Annotated in this window: 17 protein-coding genes; 10 read left to right on the top strand and 7 right to left on the bottom strand. The window is 71.9% G+C overall.

Translation table 11 applies throughout. The features are described from left to right. Positions 1–83: 83 nt before the first annotated feature. Positions 84–842 carry a DUF4245 domain-containing protein gene (locus ADK66_RS13745; protein WP_053655378.1) on the top strand — a complete coding sequence of 253 codons (759 nt, stop codon included), beginning with the start codon at positions 84–86 and terminating at the stop codon, positions 840–842. 182 nt (positions 843–1,024) lie between these two features. After that, the gene (locus tag ADK66_RS13740; RefSeq protein WP_053655376.1) at positions 1,025–1,873 is read left to right on the top strand and encodes a hypothetical protein; all 849 of its coding nucleotides are present in this window, start codon (positions 1,025–1,027) and stop codon (positions 1,871–1,873) included. Between the two features lie 54 nt (positions 1,874–1,927). On the opposite strand, the gene ADK66_RS13735 is transcribed toward ADK66_RS13740, so the two are convergent. Together ADK66_RS13735 and xseA are read right to left on the bottom strand one after the other, a co-directional pair. Then, positions 1,928–2,149 (bottom strand): exodeoxyribonuclease VII small subunit, encoded by a 222-nt coding sequence (locus ADK66_RS13735; RefSeq protein ID WP_053655421.1) that lies wholly within the window; start codon positions 2,147–2,149, stop codon positions 1,928–1,930. A 79-nt stretch (positions 2,150–2,228) separates the two neighbouring features. Then, on the bottom strand, positions 2,229–3,452 hold the full coding sequence (gene xseA, locus ADK66_RS13730; RefSeq protein ID WP_157552456.1) for an exodeoxyribonuclease VII large subunit: 1,224 nt from the start codon (positions 3,450–3,452) through the stop codon (positions 2,229–2,231). A gap of 122 nt (positions 3,453–3,574) precedes the next feature. On the opposite strand from xseA, the gene ADK66_RS13725 reads away from it, so the two are divergent. Together ADK66_RS13725 and ADK66_RS13720 are read left to right on the top strand one after the other, a co-directional pair. Then, a complete protein-coding gene (locus ADK66_RS13725; RefSeq protein WP_053655374.1) occupies positions 3,575–4,564 on the top strand; it encodes a 4-hydroxy-3-methylbut-2-enyl diphosphate reductase in 990 nt (329 codons plus the stop codon). Positions 4,565–4,622: 58 nt separating this feature from the next. Further along, entirely contained in the window at positions 4,623–5,033 is a 411-nt protein-coding gene (locus ADK66_RS13720) for a hypothetical protein (protein WP_053655373.1), read from the top strand. Between the two features lie 18 nt (positions 5,034–5,051). Here the strand turns inward: ADK66_RS13720 and ADK66_RS13715 are convergent, their stop codons facing one another. Continuing rightward, a complete protein-coding gene (locus ADK66_RS13715) occupies positions 5,052–6,206 on the bottom strand; it encodes a DNA recombination protein RmuC (protein ID WP_053655370.1) in 1,155 nt (384 codons plus the stop codon). A 54-nt stretch (positions 6,207–6,260) separates the two neighbouring features. Between ADK66_RS13715 and ADK66_RS13710 the strand changes: the two genes are divergently transcribed. Then, the gene (locus tag ADK66_RS13710) at positions 6,261–7,079 is read left to right on the top strand and encodes a hypothetical protein (protein ID WP_053655368.1); all 819 of its coding nucleotides are present in this window, start codon (positions 6,261–6,263) and stop codon (positions 7,077–7,079) included. A 104-nt stretch (positions 7,080–7,183) separates the two neighbouring features. On the opposite strand, the gene ppc is transcribed toward ADK66_RS13710, so the two are convergent. Together ppc and ADK66_RS13700 are read right to left on the bottom strand one after the other, a co-directional pair. Then, positions 7,184–9,970 (bottom strand): phosphoenolpyruvate carboxylase, encoded by a 2,787-nt coding sequence (gene ppc / locus ADK66_RS13705; protein WP_053655366.1) that lies wholly within the window; start codon positions 9,968–9,970, stop codon positions 7,184–7,186. Positions 9,971–10,375: 405 nt separating this feature from the next. After that, a complete protein-coding gene (locus tag ADK66_RS13700) occupies positions 10,376–11,038 on the bottom strand; it encodes a hypothetical protein (protein WP_157552453.1) in 663 nt (220 codons plus the stop codon). A gap of 143 nt (positions 11,039–11,181) precedes the next feature. On the opposite strand from ADK66_RS13700, the gene ADK66_RS13695 reads away from it, so the two are divergent. After that, positions 11,182–12,222, top strand: coding sequence for a S66 peptidase family protein (locus ADK66_RS13695; RefSeq protein WP_053655363.1), 1,041 nt, complete (start codon positions 11,182–11,184; stop codon positions 12,220–12,222). A 253-nt stretch (positions 12,223–12,475) separates the two neighbouring features. Here the strand turns inward: ADK66_RS13695 and ADK66_RS13690 are convergent, their stop codons facing one another. Both ADK66_RS13690 and ADK66_RS13685 read right to left on the bottom strand, forming a co-directional pair. After that, the gene (locus ADK66_RS13690; protein ID WP_157552450.1) at positions 12,476–13,381 is read right to left on the bottom strand and encodes an AraC family transcriptional regulator; all 906 of its coding nucleotides are present in this window, start codon (positions 13,379–13,381) and stop codon (positions 12,476–12,478) included. Between the two features lie 195 nt (positions 13,382–13,576). Next, positions 13,577–14,488, bottom strand: coding sequence for a cyclase family protein (locus ADK66_RS13685; RefSeq protein WP_053655360.1), 912 nt, complete (start codon positions 14,486–14,488; stop codon positions 13,577–13,579). Between the two features lie 438 nt (positions 14,489–14,926). On the opposite strand from ADK66_RS13685, the gene mfd reads away from it, so the two are divergent. The 4 genes from mfd to ADK66_RS13665 all read left to right on the top strand — a co-directional run bounded on the left by mfd (position 14,927) and on the right by ADK66_RS13665 (position 22,166). Continuing rightward, positions 14,927–18,550: a transcription-repair coupling factor gene (gene mfd, locus ADK66_RS13680; RefSeq protein WP_053655358.1), complete on the top strand. Its 3,624-nt coding sequence runs from the start codon at positions 14,927–14,929 to the stop codon at positions 18,548–18,550. A gap of 149 nt (positions 18,551–18,699) precedes the next feature. Continuing rightward, entirely contained in the window at positions 18,700–19,485 is a 786-nt protein-coding gene (locus tag ADK66_RS13675; protein ID WP_053655356.1) for a hypothetical protein, read from the top strand. 2 nt (positions 19,486–19,487) lie between these two features. Beyond that, entirely contained in the window at positions 19,488–20,462 is a 975-nt protein-coding gene (locus ADK66_RS13670) for a nucleoside triphosphate pyrophosphohydrolase (RefSeq protein WP_053655354.1), read from the top strand. Positions 20,463–20,546: 84 nt separating this feature from the next. After that, complete coding sequence (locus tag ADK66_RS13665) at positions 20,547–22,166, top strand: DUF885 domain-containing protein (protein ID WP_053655352.1); 1,620 nt, start codon at positions 20,547–20,549, stop codon at positions 22,164–22,166. The last annotated feature ends 14 nt before the right edge of the window (positions 22,167–22,180 follow it).

Raw genomic sequence — 22,180 nt, 5'->3', positions numbered from 1 at the left:
CCTCACACGATGGCCGACCCGGCGTCGGCGCGGGGCGGTGATGGGCCGGATACCGCCGGTCGGGCGGCTGCGAAGATGACGGGGTGGAACCCGCACAGCCAGCTGATCGCGTACCCGCCGACCGCACGCCGCCCGACGGCCAGCCGCCGGTCGACCACCCTGCCGGTGCCGTGCCCGGCGCGACCGGCCCGACGGCCCCTGCCGGCGGCGAGCCTGCCCTGGTCGCCGCGGAGCCGACGGCGCAACCTCCGGTGGATTCGCCTGCCCCGCGCGGTCCATCCGACGCCGACGACGTGACGGGCGGACGGCCCACGCCGCCGAGGGCGACCGCAGCGAAGTCCGAGCGGTCGCCGAAGGACATGGCGATCTCACTGCTGGTGCTGCTGATCCCGATCGCGCTGCTGCTGGCGTTCTACAGGGGCTTCCTCGGCGGTGACCAGGCCACCGAGATCGACCCCGCCCCGGCGATCGAGCAGGCCCAGGCGGCGAACGCCTTCCCGGTGAGCCAGCCGCAGGGGCTCGGCTCCGACTGGCGGACGGTGAGCGCCCGCTACCAGACCGTCGAGGGTGGGGCGAACCTGCGACTCGGCTACCTCACGCCGGAGGGGCGTGGTGTGCAGCTGTTGCAGAGCAGCCTGCCGGCGGAACGGCTGCTTCCCGCCGAACTGACCGCCGAGAGTCAGCCACAGGGCCAGACGGAGCTGGCCGGGCGCACCTGGCAGCGCTACACCGCCAGGGGCAACCAACAGGCGCTGGTGCTGCTGGAGCCGACCCGAACGGTGCTCATCGTCGGCGACGCCCGGGACAACGAGCTGCGCGAACTGGCCGGCGCGCTGCGCTGATTCGGGCCGACATCGATACACCCCGTAGAAGGGTGATTGTCCGACCCGTCGGCAGGGAACAAAGAGGGAGTGACCCGGGCGCGCTGCTCGGCCCGGGTCGCGCGGCGCGGCCGACGGTGCTGCCGCGTCGCCCGGTTTCCGGCGCCGACCAGGTCGTCGGGTGACCCCCTTGGGAGACACACATGACTGTTCGACGACTCAGTGCCGGCCTGGTAGCCGCCGCTCTGTTCACGCCCGCCCTGGCTGCCTGCGCCGGCGGAACGACAGGCAACGCCGGATCGACCGCCACCCCGACGGTGAGCGCGTCCGGCACGCCAAGCGCGTCCGGCACCCCCGTGGCCGGCGACGCCAAACAGGCCCTGCTCGACTCCACCAAGGAGATCAGCAACGGCAACTTCCGGTTCACCCTCTCCGGTGCCGGCTCCACGGCCGAGGGGCAGGTGCACCAGCCGAGCCAGAGCGCGGCGTTGAAGGTCGCCATCGGCGGCCCCTCGTCCGACCTGGCCATGAAGCTCGACGTGATCCACGCCAAGCCGGACAGCTGGGTCAAGCTGGAGCTGACCGGCCCCGCCGCCGACAGCCTGCCCGCCATCAAGCAGCTCAACCTCGGCAAGTACCAGCACCTGGACCAGGCCCGCATCAAGGGCAACAAGAACCTCGGCTTCGACTTCGACAAGGTCGACCCGGCCGGCAGCGCGGTGCTGACCCAGGGCATCACCGAGGTACGCAGCACCGGCACCGGCACGTACGCCGGCACCATCGACATCACCAAGGCTGCCGAGGCCGGCTCGCTCAACGCCGCCACGATCGCCGCGCTGGGCACCCAGGCGAAGACAGTCCCGTTCACCGCGAAGGTGGACCCGCAGGGCCGGCTCAGCGAGCTGGTGCTGCAACTCCCGGCCGCCGGTCAGACCGCCGCCCAGGAGATCAAGATGACGTACTCGGACTACGGTGCCGCCACCGCCGCGCAGAAGCCGCCGGCGGACCAGGTCGTCGAGGCGCCGGCCGAGCTCTACAGCCTGTTCAACTGACGTAGTACGCGGGTGGGGCGGCTTCGGTCGCCCCACCGGCGCATCCTGGCGCGCTCAGGAGGCGGGTTCCTGGCGGGCGGCCTCGATCCGCGCCCGGGCGCCGTCCAGCCAGCGCTGGCAGATCACCGCCAGCGCCTCGCCGCGCTCCCAGAGCGCCAGCGACTCCTCCAGGGACGTGCCGCCGGCCTCCAGCCGCTCGACCACCGAGGCCAGCTCGGCCCGCGCCTGCTCGTAGCTGAGCCGCTCGTCCGGCCCGGCCTTCGTGTCGTCAGTCATCGCGTCCATCTCAGCACACCCCTCCCGCAGTCGCCGTGTCGCCCGCTGCCGCCGGTGTTTCGCCTCGCGCAGTCGCCGGTCAGCCGTCCACTGTCGCGGCCAGCTCGCCGTCGGCAAGGCGTACCCGCAGGGGGTCGCCCTTGCCGACCTCGGTCGCCGCGCGGACCACGTGGCCGTCGGCGCGCTGCACTATCGCGTACCCCCGGTCGAGGGTGGCGGCGGGGGAGAGCGCGCGGAGGCGGGCCAACGTGTGCCGCAGTTCGGCGTCGGCGCCGGTGAGCCGGTGGTCGAGGCAGCGGCCGGCCCGCTGGCGCAGCGCGGCCAGCTCGGTCGCGCGGTGCTCCACCATCACCTGCGGCCGGGCCAGCACCGGCCGGGAGCGCAGGCTGTCCAGGCGGTGGGTCTCGCGGTCGACCAGGTTGCGGACCGCCCGCTGGAGGCGGTGCCGTGCCTGGCCGATGAGGCGTACCTCCTCGGTGAGGTCCGGGACCACCCGCTTGGCCGCGTCGGTGGGGGTGGAGGCCCGCAGGTCGGCGACGTAGTCGATGAGCGGCGCGTCCGTCTCGTGGCCGATCGCGCTGACCACCGGGGTACGGCAGCCGAACACCGCGCGGCAGAGCGCCTCGTCGGAGAACGGCAGCAGGTCCTCGATGCCGCCACCACCTCGGGCGATGATGATGACGTCGATGCTCGGGTCGGCGTCCAACACCTTGAGCGCGTCGATGATCTGCGGAACCGCGGACGGGCCCTGCACTGCGACGTTCACCGTCCGGAACTCCACAGCCGGCCAGCGTCGCCGAGCGTTCGTCAGCACGTCCCGTTCGGCGGCCGAGGCGCGGCCGGTGATCAACCCGATGCGGCCGGGCAGGAACGGCAGCCGGCGCTTGCGGGCCCGGTCGAACAGCCCTTCGGCGGCGAGCAGTTTCTTGAGCTTCTCCAGCCGGGCCAGCAGCTCGCCGAGGCCCACCTGCCGGATCTCGTCGGCGCGCAGGCTCAACGTGCCCCGGGCGGCGTAGAACTCCGGTTTGGCATGCAGCACCACGCGGGCGCCCTCGCGCAGCTCGGGTGCCCCGGCGTCCAGTACGTCCCGGTTGGTGGTGACGGTAAGGCTCAGGTCGGCCGACGGGTCGCGCAGGGTGAGGAAGACTGTGGCGGCGCCCGGCCGGCGGCTGATCTGCGCCACCTGTCCGTCCACCCAGACCCAGCCGAGTTTGGCGATCCACGCCCCGACCTTCTGGCTGACCACCCGAACCGGCCACGGCTCCTCGGCGGTGCTGGCTCCCACCCGTGCGGAATCACTCACAGGCCCACCCTAAGGCCCACCTCCGTCGGCCCCCGGCGCGCGCCCGTTCGGCCTGTCGCAGCGCAACGTCATGATCAACGCGCGTCAGGTGAGGCGGGAGTGGTGGTGGGTAGGATGAGTGGGTGACTCAGGCTGAAGCGACTTCCCGGACCGGCAAGCGCGTGCTCCTGGCCAAGCCCCGCGGCTACTGCGCGGGCGTCGACCGCGCGGTGCAGACCGTCGAGGAGGCGCTGAAGCTCTACGGCGCCCCGATCTACGTCCGTAAGCAGATCGTGCACAACAAGCATGTCGTTCAGACCCTGGAGGCCCAGGGTGCGATCTTCGTGGAGGAGAACGAGGAGGTGCCCGAGGGCGCCACAGTCATCTTCTCCGCGCACGGTGTGGCCCCCGAGGTCTACGAGCAGGCCAGGGCGCGCTCGCTGAAGGCGATCGACGCGACCTGCCCGCTTGTCACCAAGGTGCACCACGAGGCGAAGCGGTTCGCCGCCGAGGACTACGACATCCTGCTGATCGGCCACGAGGGCCACGAGGAGGTCATCGGCACCGCCGGTGAGGCTCCCGCCCACATCCAGCTTGTGGACGGCCCCGACGACGCCGACAAGATCACTGTCCGGGACCCGGCGAAGGTGGTCTGGCTCTCCCAGACCACGCTCTCGGTGGACGAGACGCTGGAGACCGTCGCCCGGCTCAAGCAGCGGCTGCCGCTGTTGCAGTCCCCGCCCAGCGACGACATCTGCTACGCCACCTCCAACCGGCAGCACGTCGTCAAGGAGATCGCCCCCGAGTGCGACGTGGTGATCGTCGTCGGCTCGACGAACTCCTCGAACTCGGTCCGGCTGGTCGAGGTTGCCCTGGACGCCGGCGCCCGCGCCGGTCATCTCGTGGACTTCGCCCACGAGATCGACGACGCCTGGCTCGTCGACGCCCGCACCGTGGGCGTGACCTCCGGCGCGAGCGTTCCGGACGATCTGGTCCAGGACGTGCTCGCGTACCTTGCCGAGCGTGGGTTCGGCGACGTCGAGGAGATCACCACCGCCAACGAGCGGCTCACCTTCTCGCTGCCGCAGGAGCTGAAGCGGGACATGAAGGCCGCCGCAGCCGCACGCGGCTGAGCGCCGTTTCGGCGATCACTGTGGGAACGCCGGGACGTCCCGGTGCGTCGAAGTCGGCATGAGGATCCTTCGGCTCGTCGTCCCCGCCCTGGTCGTCTGCGCGGCGCTGAGTGCCTGCGGTACGCCGACCGATGACCCCGCCGGTCCCGGTACGCCCACGCCGGTGACCGAACAACCCACCGCGCTGCCCCCCACGGCACCTGCCCCGTCGACCGCGACGGAGACGCTCAAGCCTCCCGGCGGCCCCAGCCTCCCGCCGCCGGTCGGCGCCACCGAACTCACCGGCACCGTCACCGCCGGGGTGGAGCCGAACTGCCTGCTGCTCGACGGGTACCTGCTGATCGGCGGCCCCCGGGACGTGCTGGTCGCCGGGTCGCGGGTCACTGTCACCGGCCGGGTGGAGGCGGGCATGATGACCACCTGCCAGCAGGGCACCCCGTTCGTCGTGGAGGGCGCCCGCAAGGGTTGACCGGCAGCGGCGCCCTGATCAGCGGTCGCGCTCGGCGCCGTCGAGCAGCTCGGGCGCCTGCGGCTGGCGGGGCGTCAGCTCGACCTGCGCCGGGACCGCCAGTTCCTCGTCCGATACGCCGAGCTCGGCGAGCTTGCGGGCGCTGACCAGCACCCGGGCCTCCAGCGAGCCGACGGCCCGGTTGTACGCCGTCACCGCCCCGGCCAGCGACGACCCGAGTTTGCCCACGTGGTCGCCGAGGGTGGAGAGCCTGCCGTACAGCTCCCGGGCGAGGGTGTGCACCGCCAGCGCGTTGCGGGCCAGCGCCTCCTGCCGCCACGAGTAGGCCACGGTGCGGAGCAGCGCGACGAGGGTCGCCGGCGTGGCGAGCACGACGTTGCGGGCGAAGGCGTGCTCCAGCAGCGTCGGGTCACGTTGCAGCGCCACGTCGAGGAACGGGTCGGCGGGCACGAACAGCACCACGAACTCGGGGGAGCTGTCGAACGCCGACCAGTACGACTTGGCCGCCAGCGCGTCGACGTGCCCCCGCAGGTGCCGTGCGTGCGCGTCGAGGTGGGTGTTCCGGCCGCGCTCGTCACGGGCTTCCATCGCCGTGAGGTACGCGTCGAACGGCGCCTTGGCGTCCACCACCACCGACCGGCCGCCGTGCAGCCGTACCACCAGATCCGGGCGTACGACGTGGTCGTCGGTGGCGGCGGTGACCTGCTCGGAGAAGTCGCAGTGCTCAAGCATGCCGGCGGCCTCGACGATCCGGCGCAACTGGTGCTCGCCCCAGCGGCCCCGCACCTGCGGCGCGCGCAACGCGGCCACCAACTGTTTGGTCTCGGTGCGCAGCTCGCCGGAGACGGCGCTCATCGAGCGGACCTGCTCGCGCAGCTCGGCGTACGCGTCGACCCGGTCGTGTTCCAGCTCGGCGACCCGCTGCTCGTAGCGGCGCAGCGTCTCGTGCAGCGGCGCGACGGCACGGGCCACCGCCTCCTGCGACTGCGCGGTGGCCTCGTAGCTCAACGCCCGCATGGACTGCTCAAGCCGGCCCTCGCCGTCGCGGGTCGCGGTGAGGGTGGCATCCAGCCGGGCGATGTCGGCAGCCGAGCGGGACCGGGCCGCGAGCCAGCCGACCGCGCCGCCGGTGCCGAGGCACACGATCACCACGAGCAGCGTCGAGACGTCCATCACCGGAGCTTGCCAGACGTCTACGACGAGACACTCGGGGGTACGTTCGATGACATGGAACTCGTGCTGTGCCTCGCCATCGTGCTGCTGGGTGCCGTGGGTGCCGTGGCGCTCTTCCGCTCCCAGTCCACCGCCCGCCGACGCACCGAGCTGGGCGACGCCCGCGCGGAGGCGCAACGCTGGTACGAGCGCCTCGGCGGCCAGCTGCTGACCCTCCAGGGCGACGAGCCCGCCGTTCGCCAGGCGCTCTCCGACGCCGGTGAGCGGTACAACGCGGCGGGTTCGCAGCTGGAGCAGGCGCGTACGCCGCACCAGTTCGCGCTGGCCCGGGAGACGGCGCTGGAGGGGCTTGCCTACATCCGGGCGGCGCGGACCGCGCTGGGGATCGACCCGGGCCCGGAGCTGCCGGCGCTGGCCGCAGCGCGCGGCGTCGGGCAGCTCACCAAGGAGCGTGAGGTGCAGGTGCAGGGGCAGACGTTCCGGGCCGGCCCGCAGCCCGGCCGGGGCACGCCCTACTACTACCCCGGTGGTCGTTACCAGGGCCGGCCGGTGCCGGCTGGCTGGTACTCGACACCGTGGTGGAAGACCGCGCTGGGCGCCGGCGCGGGTGTGCTCGGCGGCATTCTGATCGCCGACGCGCTGTTCTCGCCGGCCTTCGCCGACCCGGGGTACGGCGCCGACGCGGCCGGTGCCGATCAGGGCATGGACGGCGGTGACCAGGGCGGCGACTTCGGTGGCGGCGACCAGGGCGGCGACCTCGGTGGCGGTGACCAGGGCGGCGACTTCGGTGGCGGCGACTACGCAGGCGGTGACTTCGGCGGCGGCGGCTTCGGCGACTTCGGCGGCGGAGATTTCGGCGGCGGAGACTGGTGAGCCCGGACGGCGGCGTCGATCATGGAGTTGTGGTGGCCGATCAGCACCCGTGAGGGGCTTTTGTCAGGCACCACAACTCCATGATCGACTGCGCTGGGGGTGGGTCAGCCTGTGTTGCGCATTCCGGCTGCGATGCCGTTTACCGTTGTGAGCAGTGCCCGCTCCAGGGCTGTGCCGTCGTTTGGCGCGCGTCGGCCTCCCGGTGCGGTGGCTACCGCCCGTCCGGCCGCACCTGAATCCCGGTACTGCCGCAGCAGCGCCACCTGAAGGTGGTGCAGCGGCTCCAGGTAGGTGTCCCGAACGGCAAGCGTGCGCTGCAACACCGGCGAGTTGTCAAGCAGGGCCGGTGTGGCGGTCACCGCGAGGACCTCACGCTTTGTCAGCTCGTACTCCTGCTCGATCTGTTCGAAGATCGGGTGCAGCTTCTTCGGCACAAGCGTCTCGACGTACCGCCGGGCGATGCTCAGGTCGGTCTTCGTCAGCATCATCTCGACGTTCGAGAGGAACGTCCGGAAGAAGTGCCAGTTGCGGTGCATCTCGGCCAGTACGTCCGCCAGCCCGGCCTCGCGCGCGGCGGCCAGCCCCGAGCCGACGCCGAACCAACCCGGCACGATCTGCCGGGTCTGCGTCCAGCCGAACACCCACGGGATGGCCCGCAACCCGGACAGCCCGGCACCGGTGTTGGGGCGCTTGGCCGGCCGGGAGCCGATGTTCAGCGCGCCGAGCAGTTCGGTGGGGGTGGACGCCCAGAAGTACGCCGGCAGGTCCGGGTCCTCGACGAGCGACCGGTACGACCGGTACGCCGACTCGGAGACCACGTCCATCGTGGCGTCCCAGCGCTCAAGCATCTCGGCCGGCTGGCGGGGAGCGGTGTGCAGCAGTGTCGCCTGGAGTACCGCGGCGAGGGTGAGTTCCAGGTTCTCCCGGGCCAGAGATGGCAGGCTGTACTTGTCGGAGATGACTTCGCCCTGCTCGGTCACCTTGATCGCGCCGTCGAGCGTGCCGTACGGCTGGGCGAGGATCGCCTCGTGCGTGGGCCCGCCGCCACGTCCCACAGTGCCGCCGCGGCCGTGGAACAGTCGCAGGTGCACCCCGTGCCGGGCGGCCACGTCGCGCAGCGCGCGCTGCGCCCGGTGGATCGACCACTGGCTGGTGGTGATCCCGGCTTCCTTGTTGGAATCGGAATAGCCGAGCATGACCTCCTGCACGTCGTCCCGGGCCGCGACAAGAGCCCGGTACGCAGGCAGGGACAGCAGTTGGTCGAGCAGTTCACCGCCGGCGTTCAGCTCGGCCGGGGTCTCCAGCAGCGGCACGAACCCGATCCGTGCCCGACCGCTGTGCACGTCCACCAGCCCGGCCTCGCGGGCCAGCACCACAGCCGCCAGGACGTCGTCCACGCCCATCGTCATCGAGATGATGTACGACTCGATCACCTCGCCGCCGAAGCGGTCCTGGGCTTCCCGGATGGTGCTGAACACGTCGAACGTCTTGCGGGCCTGCTCCGAGAGCGGGGTGTCGACAGTGGACAGGGGTCGGCGGCCGGTCAGCTCGTCGGCGAGCAGCTTGGTGCGCTCCAGCCGGCTCAGGGCCGGATAGTCGGTGACCTCGCCGATGGCCTCGTACAGCTGGGCGAGCACCGCGTGGTGTGCCTCGGCGTGCTCGCGGACATCCATCGTTGCGAGGTGCAGGCCGAACGCGGAGACCGTACGGATGGTGGAGGCGAGCCGGCCGACGGCCGTGAGCTGCCCGGAGTTGCGGGCCAGTGAGGCGCGCAGCAGGTCGAGGTCGGCGATCAGCTCGGCGGAGCCCCGGTAGTCCCGGCCCGGCACGTGCGCGGTGCCCTGACGCAGCCGCTGTCGGGTGTTGGCGAGCTTCGCCTTCACGCAGCGCGCCTTGAGCCGGTACGGCTCCTCGGCGTTGACCCGCCGGAAGCGGGGTGCCACCTCGGGCAGCGCGTCCAGGTCGGCGGCGAGGCTCGCTGAGAGGTCCAGTGAGACCCCGCGCAGCCGGCGGGAGACGGAGACCTCGTTGATGAGGTGGTCCATCGCCTTCTCGGTGGCAGCGATGCCGTGCTCGTGCTGGATGGTCAGCACCTCGCGGGTGACCGCCGGGGTCACGAACGGGTTGCCGTCCCGGTCGCCGCCGATCCACGTGCCGAAGCTCAGCGGGCGGGCCGTCGGCGACGTCTCCACACCGAGCGTGCGCAGCGTGTCGGCCAGGTCGTCGAGCACCTGCGGGGCGGCCTCGGCGTACAGGTCGCGCAGGTAGTAGATGGCGTTGCGGGCCTCGTCGGTCGGGTCGGGCCGGTCCAGCCGCAGCTCGTCGGTCTGCCACATCAGGTCCAGCAGTTCGGCGAGGCGGCGGTTGGCGGGGCCCTCGTCGCTGGCGCCGTACAGGATGGCGTTCGCGGTCTCGGTGTCCAATTCGTCGGCGATGGCGCGCAGCTTGGACAGGATCGAGCGGCGGGCCGCCTCGGTCGGGTGGGCGGTGAAGACCGGCCGGACCGCCAGCCGGCGAGCCGCGGCGGCGATCTCCTCGGCCGGCACCCCCCGCTCGGCGATCATCTTGGCCGCCTGGTCCAGCCAGCCGCCCTGCACGGCGCGACGGCGGCGCAGGTCCCGGCCACGGTGCACCTGCTCGGTGATGTTGGCCAGGTGGAAGTAGGTGGAGAAGGCCCGGGCCAGCTTGGTGCCGGTGGTCACGTCCAGACCGCCGAGCCGCTGGGCGGCCGCTGGCACGTCGGTGCGTACCTGGGCGCGGATCTCCTCGACGAGGTCGAGCAGCGGACGGCCCTCCTGGCGTGCCAGGGTCTGCCCGAGCAGGGTGCCGAGCCGGCGGATGTCGGCGCGCAGCGCGGCGTCCGGGCCGTCGTGGTCATGCTGGTCGGTCACGATGCGCTCCTTACGTGAGTACGAAGGACAGCGCTGTCCGACTCCCTGGATCGTATCCGCGTCCCCCGTCGGTAAGGAGGGGGCCCTTGCCGACTCCTGCGGTGAAGGCAGCGGACCTTCCTGTCATCTCGGCTGGCGACACGCGCTTTCGTGCTGGTGGGAGGCTCATGCCAGGCGGTGGGCCGAGCGATCGACGTGGCGCTGAGCACATTCGGCACGCCGTGTGGCGTCCAGATGGTGAGCGTGGTGACGGCCAGGCCGGCCCGTCCGCACGAGATGGCGGGCGCCAGGCGGCCGCACGGAACGTGACGGACTGTCATGCGTCTCCCGGTCCACGCCGTCAGCCTAGGCCGGCCCCGTACCCCGCGCCGGGCGTTTCCCGTGCCCGGCGCGCTGTCCCGACAATCAGGTGATCGGGCAGCGGCCCGCGCTGTAGTGGACGATCGCCCCCATGATCTCCGCCTCCGGCCGGTCCGCGAAGTTGAGCGTGGCGGCCAGGCCCGAGCCGTAGAGGACGCTCAGTGGCGCGCTGTCCAGCCGCGTGAACACCCCGAGGTGCTGGAGCATCCGGGCGTCACGGGGCGTGACCACCACCATCTTCTCCAGGCTCCACCGCCGGCGGGAGATGTGCCCGACGGCCTCCCAGGGCATCCAGATCGCCTGGCCCCGGGTCGGGCGGGTACGGATCCAGAGCCCGGCCGGACTGAGCGCCAGCACCGGTCCGCCGGAGCCGATCAGCCAGAGCTGGATCCCCAGCGGCAGGGCGATCGCGGTCAGCAGGCACGCGAACAGGCCGAGGGCGCCGAGGGCGGCGGCGGAGCGTATCTCCGGTTCCGCCGTGCTCACGATGCCGAGGCCGGCGAGGAAGGCGACCGGTAGGACCACGATGAGCACGATTCCCGCGGACAGCAGGCCCCGCTTCGCGATGTTGGGGCGTACGACGAAGGGTTCGTTCTCCGGGATGCGCTTGGCCACCGGCGTGGACGGCGCGGGATATCCGCCGTGGGGGTGGTGGAACGGCGGGCCGGGGTAGAAGGGTTGTGAGGGATGTCCGGTCGGGGTGGTCACGGGCGCTCCGCTTCTCGATCCACTTCGGCGGCGCTCAGCCTATAAGGCGTACACCAGCGCACAAGTCGAGCCGGCTTGCAGGCCACCTTCGGCCGTGCTCTCAGTCGCCGAAACCGGTTCGACCACCCGGCTAGCTTCTGACCATGGTGTTGCCGAACTATCCCCCGAAGCCACGACCGGGAGACCGGGTCGCGGTCGTCTCACCTTCCGCCGGTCTGCCGGCCCTCTTCCCGCACGTGTACGAGTTGGGGCTGCGCCGGCTGCGCGAGGAACTCCACCTGGAGCCGGTGGAGTATCCGACAACCCGCGCGGTCGGGGCCGACCCGCGCGACCGGGCCCGCGACCTGACCGCCGCCTTCGCCGACCCGACAATCACCGCTGTGCTGGCCACCGTTGGCGGGGACGACCTGATCACGGTCACACCGCATCTCGACGACGACGTGCTGCGGGCCAACCCGAAGCCCTACTTCGGGTACTCCGACAACACGAACGTGCTCAACCACCTGTATCGGTTGGGCATCGTCGCGTACCACGGCGGGTCGGTCCTCGTGCACCTCGGCCGGCCCGGTTCGCCGCACCCACTGACCTTCGACTCGCTGCGGGCCGCCCTGTTCACCTCCGGCTGGTACGAGTTGTCGCCCGCGCCCGAATGGGGTGACCGGCCCAACCCGTGGACCGACCCCGGGTCGCTGGCGTACGAGCCGGAGATGCTTGCCGGCGACGGCTGGCGCTGGCAGGGCCCGGAACGGGAGGTGCGCGGGCGTACCTGGGGCGGCTGTCTGGAAATCCTGCACTGGCTGATGGCCGCCGACCGGGTGCCGACAGCCGAAGAGCTGGCCGGGTCCGTGCTGGTCGTCGAGACCTCCAACGAACTGCCCACCGCGCAGGAGGTGTTCCGGATCGTGCGGAACATGGGGGAGCGTGGGCTGCTCGCCAGCTTCCCGGCGGTCGTCGTCGGTCGACCCAAGGCGTGGGATTTCGACAAGCCGCTGTCGGTGCCGGAACGATCGGCGTGGGGCGAGGCCCAGCGGGAGGCGATCACCCGGGCGCTCGCGCCGTACAACCCGGACGCGGTGGTGGTCTTCGACGTCGACCTCGGTCACACCGACCCGCAGTTGATCATCCCGTACGGCGGAGAGATCCGTGTCGACTCACGGGCCCGTCGTATCGCGGTGCGCTACTGATCCGCCTCCCTCAGCGCTCACCGGGTCGTGGGGAGGGCTGTCCGAGACGAGCAAATTTCTTCAAGACGCTGGGGGTGCCTGCGCCGAGGATTGTTCACGTGGGTCCGGGAGTTGCCAACCAGTGCAGCACCGGAGCGGGGCATGCGGACCTTTTCGGGGAGGCCCGACGTCCCACCCGGGCCCCGTGGCGCCCCTGGCGCTCGAGGAGGTGCCGCACGCTCCCCGTGCGGCACCTCCGTCGCCGTCGGGGGAGTCAGGCCGCGTCGGACGCGGTGAGCAGCCGGCGCAGCCGGGCGGGTGGGTGGCCCACCTGCTCCCGGACCACCCGGGTCAGGTGCGCCTGGTCGGCGAAGCCGTACTCGGCGGCGAGCGCGCCGAGCGGACGGCCGTCGGGTTCGGCGAGGGTGTCCAGCAACTCCCGCACCCGCAGCCGGTTGCGGTAGGCCGTGAGGCTGCTGCCGGTCATCCGCTGGAACACCCGGCTGAGATGGTGCGGAGAGCTACCGACCTCCCGGGCGACCTCGTCCAGGCCGAGCGCGAAACCGGAGTTCGCAAGCACCTCCCGGGCGCGGTCGGCCAGCCGCCGGTGCGCGGCGAGCGTCGCCGGTCTCCGGCGTACGGCCCGATCGACATCGCCGCCCACGTCGCCGGTGCCGAGCGGGCTGTAACTCAGCAGGCGAGCCAGGAACCGGTGCAACCGCTCGGCCATCTCGAAGCCGTCCAGCCCACGCCGGAACTCGGCCACCAACAGCCGGTGTGCCAGGTCCAGCGGGGCGTCCGACGTCCCGGCCCAGCCGCTGCGGTCCATCCAGTGCTCCGCGTCCGGCCGGTCCGCGAGCGCCGCCGGATCGATCTCCAAGCAGGTGTACGAGTCGCCGCAGCCGAACGGGTGTGCCACCGCCATCTCGTCGCCCGGTCGGGTGAGGATCACGGAGGTGGCATCGGAGAGCCCGACCCGGCCGTTGAGCCGGCGACGGTACGCCCCGGAGCGGCCCAGGACGATCTTGTGGCGGTCCTCCACGGCGGGCTCCGTCCACCCGTGGTTCTCCACGATGCACCGCACCTGGTAGATCAACATCCCGTCCGGGTGCCCCAGCACGCGCCACCGTGCTGGCGTGGTGCGCCGACGCGGATCACTGCCGACTCCCTCGGCGGGCATCGTTCCCCCTTGTTCGCGACGTGCTCGTCACAGGCCATCCGCACCGATGGTCGTCGACTCATCGACCCCCGTCCACCCCGGTACGCGCCGGGCGTCGGTTGGCCCTGCGTCGACGCGCATTCGAGCTGGCCGGCGACGGCTCCTGGACTCGACGCTCAGGAGCCGACCGAGCGAGATCGGCGGGTGCGGGCGACGTCAGGCGTCGACGACGGCGAAGGCGCGGACCGGAAAGATGCCCATGCCGCGCACCATCGGTGGGGCCGCTGTGAACCGGAACCCGCTCGGCGGCAGCGCGTCCAGACCGGTCAGGTGCTCCACGATCGGGATGCCGGCGGCGAGAAGTGTGCTGTGCGCGGGACGTACGCCTCCGGCCTGCGGACCCATGTCGTCGATGTTTATCGAATCGATGCCGACCAGGGCGGCGCCCGCGTCGGCGAGGGCCTGCGCGGCGTCCCCGGTCAGATACGGCGCCTCCGGCGCGCTGTACCGCTCGGTGCCGAAGTGCTCAGCCCACCCGGTGTGCAGCAGCACCGCGCGTCCGGTCACCTCGTACGGCGCCAGCATCAACCGGTCCACCGCACGGGTCCCCGCCGGCACCCGGACGACCACGCCGGGTAGGTCGGCGAGCCGGTCCAGCGACACCCCGGTCAGGTCGTCACCGCCGGCCCAACGGTGGGCGGGGGTGTCCAGGTACGTACCGGTGTTGGCGATCATGTCGATCCGGGACACGTGGAACTCGGTGCCCGGCGCGTAGTTCGCCCGGGACGCCTCGAAGGTCAGCCAGTCCTCGATCCGCGGTGCCGGCCAGCCGGGCAGGGTGATCATCCCATCGGTGATCACATGGCTCAGCTCGACGAGCCGACGCCCGGTGCGGGGCTCACCGGCGACGCCCCGCCCGCCCTTGTGCGGCTCTTCGATGATCGTCTTCGCGCTGATCCGCACCTCGGCGACCATCAACAGCCCGAGGTGCCGTACGAAGAGCGCGGCCAGGTCCTCGTCGGTGATCTCCCGACCCGGGATGTCGAGCCGGAACCCCTCGGTCCGCAGCCCGCCACCGTTGGCGAAGCTCACCTCCGCGTCGAACTGCGCCCGCCACTGCTCACCCATCCCCAAACCCGACCACGCCCAAAGATGAACAGTCAAGATCCTCATAGCGCGGTACGCGCGATAGCTGGCGGTACGCGCGCTTCCGCGCGGCCCTGCGGGGGCCCGGCGCAGTCGGCGACACCCGCAGACTGGAGCCCGGAGACGACGGCGGCCCGCAAGATCCGTGCAACTTCACTGAAACTGTTGCCTCCACGCGACCTGAGCCCACACCTTCCCTGTAGTTGTGCGGATCTTGCGGCGCGCGGGCGCGGCGTGCGGGGCGGGCGCGGCGTGCGGGGCGGGCGCGGCGCGGGGTTCGGGGCGCGGCGCGTGCGGCGTGGACATGGGCGGAATGGGATGGCTGTCGGTGGACGGGGATAGGCTGGTCGTCGTGCACCCCCCGTCCGACCGGACGAGGGGCAGCCGTCGTGTGTGCGTCGACTCCCTGGAAGGACTCCCTTGCTCACCGGTCTGTTTTCCGCCGCCCTGGCCGACCCCGGGCTGGCCCGGGCGCGTGACCTGGCGCGCTCCGGTGCCGCCCAGGTCGACGGCCTCGACATCACCGCTCCTGCCGCGTTGCGTCCGTTCGCTGTCGCGGCGGTAGCCGCTGACAACGAGGGCGCCGGCCGGCCCGTGCTGGCGGTTACCGCCACCACCCGCGAGGCCGACGACCTGGCCGCCGCGCTGGGCGGGTTGCTGCCGGCCGACCAGGTGGTGGTCTTCCCCTCCTGGGAGACGCTGCCGCACGAGCGGCTCTCCCCACGTTCGGACACGGTGGGCCGACGCCTGGCTGTGCTGCGCCGGCTGGCGCACCCCGCGTCGGCCGACGCGCACGGCAGGACCGGCCCGCTGCGGGTGGTCGTCGCCCCGGTCCGCTCGCTGCTGCAACCGCAGCTCAAGGGGCTCGGTGACCTGGAGCCGGTGCAGCTCGCGGCCGGCGAGGAGGCCGACCTGGAGGAGGTGGCCCGCCGGCTTACCGACATGGCGTACGCCCGGGTCGACCTGGTCACCAAGCGCGGTGAGTACGCGGTGCGCGGCGGCATTCTGGACGTCTTCCCGCCCACCGACGAGCACCCGTCGCGTGTCGAGTTCTGGGGCGACGAGGTGGAGGAGATCCGCACCTTCGCCGTCGCCGACCAGCGGACCATCGAGCAGGTCCCACTGCTCTGGGCGCCGCCCTGCCGCGAGTTGCTGCTCACCCCGGCGGTGCGCGACAGGGCTGCCGCGTTGGCGCAGGAGCACCCCGAGCTGGCCGAGATCCTCGACAAGCTGGCCGAGGGCATCCCGGTGGAGGGGATGGAGTCGCTGGCCCCGGTGCTTGTCGGCCCCGACTCGCTGGAGTTGCTGCTGGACGCGATGCCGGCCGGCACCCACGTCCTGCTGTGCGACCCGGAGCGGATCCGCACCCGGGCGCACGACCTGGTGCGTACCTCGGAGGAGTTTTTGCAGGCCAGCTGGGCCGCGGCCGCGGTCGGCGGCCAGGCCCCGGTCGACGTCGGCGCCGCCGCGTTCCGCACCTTGGCCGAGGTCCGCGCGACAGCCGGCAGGCTCGGCCAGCCGTGGTGGACGCTGTCCCCGTTCGGCCTTGTGGAAGCCGAGACGGCCGAGACGCGCCAGCCCTGGGAGGACGCGCCCGAGCAGGCAAGCGTCACGCCGGACGACGCCATAGCGGTGACCCTCGCCGCCCAGCCGGCTCCGCTCTACCACGGCGAGACCGCGCGGGTGGTCGACGACATCAAGCGCTGGGCCGGCGAGGGCTGGTCCGTCGCGCTTGTCTTCGAGGGGCACGGCCCCGCCCAGCGGGCGGTGGAGGTGCTGCGCGACGCGGGGCTGGGCGCCCGGCTGACCGAGGAGGTGCCGACCGCGCCCGCGCCCGGCGAGCTGATCGTCACCTGCGGCGCGCTGGGCAGCGGGTTCGTCGACGAGGCGTCCCGTTTCGTGCTGCTCACCGGCAACGACGTCACAGGCGGTCGGGGCACCTCGACGCGGGACATGCGCAAGATGCCGAGCCGGCGGCGCAACACCATCGACCCGCTGGAGCTCAAGGCCGGCGACTTCGTGGTGCACGAACAGCACGGCATCGGCCGGTACGTCGAGCTGGTGCAGCGCACCGTCAACGGCGCCAGCCGGGAATACCTTGTCATCGAGTACGCGGCCAGCAAGCGTGGCCAGCCCGGCGACCGGCTGTTCGTGCCGACCGACCAGCTCGACCAGTTGTCCCGTTACGTGGGCGGCGAGCAGCCGACCCTGCACAAGATGGGCGGCTCGGACTGGCAGAAGTCCAAGGCCCGGGCGCGCAAGGCGGTCCGGGAGATCGCCGCGCAGCTCATCCAGCTGTACGCGGCCCGCAAGGCGTCCAAGGGGCACTCGTTCGGCCCGGACACCCCCTGGCAGCGGGAGTTGGAGGACGCGTTCCCCTGGCAGGAGACGCCCGACCAGCTCGCCGCTATCGACGAGGTCAAGCGGGACATGGAGCAGACCGTTCCGATGGACCGCCTGATCTGCGGCGACGTCGGCTACGGCAAGACCGAGATCGCGGTACGGGCGGCGTTCAAGGCGGTGCAGGACGGCAAGCAGGTGGCGGTGCTCGTGCCGACGACGTTGCTGGTGCAGCAGCACTACAACACGTTCGCCGAGCGGATGAACCAGTTCCCGGTGCAGATCCGGCAGCTGTCCCGGTTCCAGACCGCGAAGGAGACCGAACGCACGCTGGAGATGGTCGCCGACGGCACCGTCGACATCGTCATCGGCACCCACCGGCTGTTGCAGACCGCCACCCGGTTCAAGCAGCTCGGGCTGGTGATCGTCGACGAGGAGCAGAGGTTCGGTGTCGAGCACAAGGAGCACCTGAAGACCCTGCGTGCCTCGGTGGACGTGCTGAGCATGTCGGCCACCCCGATCCCGCGGACCCTGGAGATGGCGATCACCGGCATCCGGGAGATGTCCACAATCACCACCCCGCCGGAGGAGCGGCACCCGGTGCTCACCTTCGTCGGCGCGCAGGACGACCGGCAGGTCGCCGCGTCCATCCACCGCGAGCTGCTGCGCGACGGGCAGGTCTTCTACCTGCACAACCGGGTCGAGTCGATCGACCGGGCGGCACGCCGGCTGCGGGAGCTGGTGCCCGAGGCGCGGGTCGCGGTGGCGCACGGCCAGATGGGCGAGGACGCCCTGGAGAAGGTGATGGTCGGCTTCTGGGAGAAGGAGTTCGACGTCCTGGTCTGCACGACGATCGTCGAGTCCGGCATCGACATCCCGAACGCCAACACCCTCATCGTGGAGCGGGCCGACCTGCTCGGCCTGGCCCAGCTGCACCAGATCCGTGGCCGGGTGGGCCGGGGCCGTGAGCGGGCGTACGCGTACTTCCTCTACCCGCCGGAGAAGCCGCTCACCGAGCACGCCCACGAGCGGCTGGCCACCATCGCCCAGCACACCGAGCTGGGTGCCGGCATGTACGTGGCGATGAAGGACCTGGAGATCCGGGGCGCCGGCAACCTGCTCGGCGGTGAGCAGTCCGGCCACATCGAGGGCGTGGGCTTCGACCTGTACGTGCGGATGGTCGGCGAGGCGGTCTCCGCGTTCAAGGGTGAGCGCCCGGAGGAGGAGGTCGACGTCAAGATCGATCTGCCGGTCGACGCGCACCTGCCGCACGACTACGTGAGCGTGGAGCGGCTGCGCCTGGAGATGTACCGCAAGCTCGCCGAGGCCCGCGACGAGGAGCGTCTGCGCGAGGTCGTGGCCGAGATGACCGACCGGTACGGCGAGCCGCCCGCCCCGGTGCAGAACCTGGTGGCGGTGGCCCGGTTCCGGCTGCTGGCCCGCCGGTACGGCCTGACCGACGTGTCGATGCAGGGCAAGCACGTCCGGTTCGGTCCGCTGCCGCTGCCTGACTCGAAGCAGTTGCGGCTCAAGCGCTACCACCCGGACGCGGTCTACAAGCAGGCCACGGACCAGGTGAGCGTGCCTCGGCCGAGCACCCGCCGGATCGGTGGCGAGCCGCTGCGCGACCAGGCGCTGCTCGAATGGTGTGCCCAGTTGCTCTCCGACGTGTTGGGCGCCCCGGCAGTGGCCGCGACCGCCTGACGGGGCCGCGACCACCGGCCCGCGACCGCCTGACCCGGTGGTCTCCTGTCGGCCAGGGCTGGTGTCGCTTCGATGCCGGCCCTGGCCGGCGGGTGGACGGAGGTGGGGGGTGTCACAACACCCGGTGACGGCGTGAGAGAGTGGCAGCCATGCGTGCTCGCCGTCTTGTCGCCGTCGCCAGTGTCTCGCTGGGCCTCGTCGCCCTCTCCGGTTGCCGTGCTGAGCCTGGTACCGCCGCCTACATCGGTGACCAGCGCATCACCGACAGCGAGGTCACCGCCGCGATGAACGACCTGCGGACGAAGAACCCGACGCCGACCGCGGCGCCGCAGACGGACGCCAGTGGCCAGCCGGCACCGGGGCCGCAGTTGCCCGAGCTGGCGGACGTGGTCCGGGTGATGGTGCTGACGAACGTGTGCGAGCGGGCCTCCGCCGAGAAGGGCTACCAGCCGCGCAGCCAGGTCTCGGTCGACCAGGCCGCCCAGCAGCTCGGCCTCAACCCCGAGACCGGGTACGTGCGGGAGATGGCAAAGCTCTTCACCTGCCTGTCCGGGTTGCCGGCCGAGCCCGTGGAGCCGACCGAGCAGGAAATGGCCGACGTGATCGCCGCCGGTCGCGGGGGTGGCAACATCCCGGCCGAGGTCTCCGACGAGGACGCCGCCCGTCAGCTCGACGGCGAGCAGTTGCGCGGTGCGCTGGCGACCAAGCGGGTCCTGGCCGAGGCGGTCGAGCGGTACGACGTGACGATCAGCCCTCGGTACCGTCCGCTGGAGTTCCCGCTGCTCAGCTTCTCCGGCGACGTGGCCGCGGTGAGCGTTCCCCTGGGCGAGCCGGATTCCGGCGCGGTCACGGATGTCTCCACCCCGACGACGGCTCCGTCCAACCCGGACCCGGACGCGGACTCGCACTCGCATGATGAGGGCACGGCCAGCTGAGCATGTCGGCACGGATCGTCCTGCTTGTCACCTCGCCACGGCTGCCGGCCGGTCTGCTCACCGCCGCCGCCTGGGACGTCGTACGCCGGCACCCGGTGTTGACCGGCGCGGAGAGCGAGTTGGTCACGGCAGTGCGTCAGGCGGGCGCCGACGTGACGGTGGTGGGCGGTTCGGCGACGCAGCCGTTGCTTGACGCGGTGGCGGCGCACGGCACTGTGGTCTGGTTGGCCGGTCCGGCGGGCGATGAGGCGCTGGCCCGCGAGTTGGGTCTGCGGCTGGCCCGGGAGCCGGGGCTTGCCGAGATGGAGCTGATGTACGGCTCGTGGGATCCGCCGGGCGCGCGGCTGCTCGACGCGGTGGCCGTGCTTGACCGGCTGGCATCGCCGGGCGGTGACCCGTGGAAGCGGGCGCAGACGCACCGCAGCCTCGCGGGTTATCTGCTGGAGGAGAGCTACGAGGCGTACGACGCGATAATCGCCGACGACACCGACGCGCTGCGCGAGGAGTTGGGCGACGTGCTGCTCCAGGTGGTGCTGCACGCCCGGCTCGCGGAGGAGTTGCCCGAGGGCGAGCGGTGGACCATCGACGACGTGGCCGGTGGCCTGGTCGACAAGATGATCCGGCGCAATCCGCACGTCTTCGCAGGCTTGGAGGCCGGCTCGCTTGAGGAGATCACCGAGAACTGGGAGCGGATCAAGAAGGTCGAGAAGGCGCGCGACTCGGTGCTGGACGGCATCGCGCTGAGCCAGCCCGCCCTCGCCCTGGCCACCCAGATCCTGGATCGCGCCGCCCGCGCCGGCCTGACCGTCGTGCTCCCGTCACCGGACGTGCAGCCGGACGAGGAAACCCGCCTGGGTGCCAGCCTCCTGGCCGCCGTCGCCGCTGCCCGTGAGGCGAACCTGGACCCTGAGAAGGCCCTACGGCACACAACCCTGACCACTGCCGATGCCATCCGCGCATCCGAACCCAAACCCTGATCCCTCAGCGCGTTGGTCCTGAATTGCCGCCCGCCTCGGCGTTGATCAACGTGGCGTGGGGGCGGGGGTCGGTAGGGTGGGTCGGTGGAAGAGTTTGGGGTTTTGGCGGAGCGGGTCGTTGAGGCTCTGCTGGAGACGCGGCCGGGTGTCGCCACCGCTGCTGGGGATCACCGGTTCGACGACCGGCTACCCGATCTGTCCGCCGACGCGTTGGCCGCCGACCGGGCGATGCTCTCCGACGCGGCAAACGCCCTGTCCGAGTTGGACCCCGACGCGCTCGACATCGACGAGCAGGTGGATCACGCGCTGCTCACCTCATTCGTGGACCGGGAACTCTTCGAGCTGACCGAGATCCGGTCGCACGAGTGGGATCCGCTGCGCCACAACCCCGGCCCGCTGCTGCACGCGCTGCTGGCCCGCCCGTACGCGCCTGCCGAGGTGCGGTTGACGCAGATGGCCGGCCGGCTCGCCGCCGTACCCGATGCGCTCGCGACCGCTCGCGCGACGCTGCGGGACATGCCGCGGGTCCATGCCGAGACGGCGGTCGGGCAGTTCGCCGGCGCGGCCGCGCTGATCCGCGACGAGCTGCCTCCGCTGCTCGCCCAGGCGCCGGGCGCCCTCGACCGGGTCGAGCCGGCGGCCAGGGCGGCGATCGCGGCCCTGGAGGAGTTCGTGGCGTGGCTGCGCGCCGGCCTGGCCGCCGACGCCGGCCCGGGGCGCGATCCCCGGCTGGGCCGCCGCCGCTGGGAGGCGCGGCTCTGGCACACCCTCGACACCGAGTTGGGCGCCGCCGAGATCCAGTGCCGCGCCTGGGCCAATCTGGACCGGGTCACCGAGGAGATCCGCGAGGCGGCCGTCGAGCTGGTCGGTGGTCCGGCCGACGACGCGGCGGTACGCCGGGCGCTCGACGTGCTCGCCGCCGAGCACCCCGACGACGCGACGATCGTCGAGCTGGCCGGGGTGACCCTGGACGAGGCGTCCGACTTCGTCCGCCTGCACGACCTGGTCACGCTTGTCGACGACAGGTGCGTGATCCAGGAGATGCCGGAGTTCGCGCGGGGCGTCGCGGTGGCGTACTGCGACTCGCCCGGCCAGTTGGAGACGGCGGACGTGCCCACGTTCTACTGCATCGCGCCCACCCCGTCGGCGTGGCCGGCGCAGCGGGTCGAGTCGTTCTACCGCGAGTACAACGACCACATGATCCGCAACCTGACGGTGCACGAGGCGATGCCGGGGCACTTCCTCCAGCTCGCTCACGCCCGCCGTTACGTCGGTGCCACCCGGGTCCGGGCGCTGGTCCGGTCCGGCCCGTTCATCGAGGGCTGGGCGGTGTACGCCGAAGAGCTGATGACGGGCCTCGGCTACGGCGGCGTGCCGGTGCGGTTGCAGCAGCTCAAGATGCAGCTGCGGATGACCATCAACGCGCTGCTCGACCAGTTGGTGCACGCCGAGGACATGCCCGAGGCCGAGGCGTTGGCGTTGATGACCGGGCGCGGCTTCCAGGAGGAGGGCGAGGCGGCCGGCAAGTGGCGTCGGTCGCTGCTCACCTCGACTCAGCTGTCCACCTACTTCGTGGGCTACAGCGAGGTGGCCGAGATCGCCGCCGCCCGCCCCGACGGGGTCTCAGCGCGCGAATGGCACGACGCGATGCTCGCCCACGGCTGCCCGCCGCCGCGCCACCTGCGTACCCTGCTCGGCGTCTGACCTCGCCGCCGCTC

It is taken from the genome of Micromonospora sp. NRRL B-16802 (genome assembly GCF_001279555.1).
Lineage (GTDB): Bacteria > Actinomycetota > Actinomycetes > Mycobacteriales > Micromonosporaceae > Micromonospora > Micromonospora profundi.
Note: the sequence above shows the minus strand (reverse complement) of the source record. Positions and strands in the feature narration are given on the sequence as shown.

Coding starts and splice junctions, on each gene's coding strand:
- ADK66_RS13740 (WP_053655376.1), top strand. CDS start 1,025: ATGACTGTTCGACGACTCAGTGCCGGCCTGGTAGCCGCCGCTCTGTTC.
- ADK66_RS13735 (WP_053655421.1), bottom strand. CDS start 2,149: ATGACTGACGACACGAAGGCCGGGCCGGACGAGCGGCTCAGCTACGAG.
- ADK66_RS13720 (WP_053655373.1), top strand. CDS start 4,623: ATGAGGATCCTTCGGCTCGTCGTCCCCGCCCTGGTCGTCTGCGCGGCG.
- ADK66_RS13715 (WP_053655370.1), bottom strand. CDS start 6,206: ATGGACGTCTCGACGCTGCTCGTGGTGATCGTGTGCCTCGGCACCGGC.
- ADK66_RS13710 (WP_053655368.1), top strand. CDS start 6,261: ATGGAACTCGTGCTGTGCCTCGCCATCGTGCTGCTGGGTGCCGTGGGT.
- ADK66_RS13695 (WP_053655363.1), top strand. CDS start 11,182: ATGGTGTTGCCGAACTATCCCCCGAAGCCACGACCGGGAGACCGGGTC.
- ADK66_RS13690 (WP_157552450.1), bottom strand. CDS start 13,381: ATGCCCGCCGAGGGAGTCGGCAGTGATCCGCGTCGGCGCACCACGCCA.
- ADK66_RS13685 (WP_053655360.1), bottom strand. CDS start 14,488: ATGGGTGAGCAGTGGCGGGCGCAGTTCGACGCGGAGGTGAGCTTCGCC.
- ADK66_RS13675 (WP_053655356.1), top strand. CDS start 18,700: ATGCGTGCTCGCCGTCTTGTCGCCGTCGCCAGTGTCTCGCTGGGCCTC.
- ADK66_RS13670 (WP_053655354.1), top strand. CDS start 19,488: ATGTCGGCACGGATCGTCCTGCTTGTCACCTCGCCACGGCTGCCGGCC.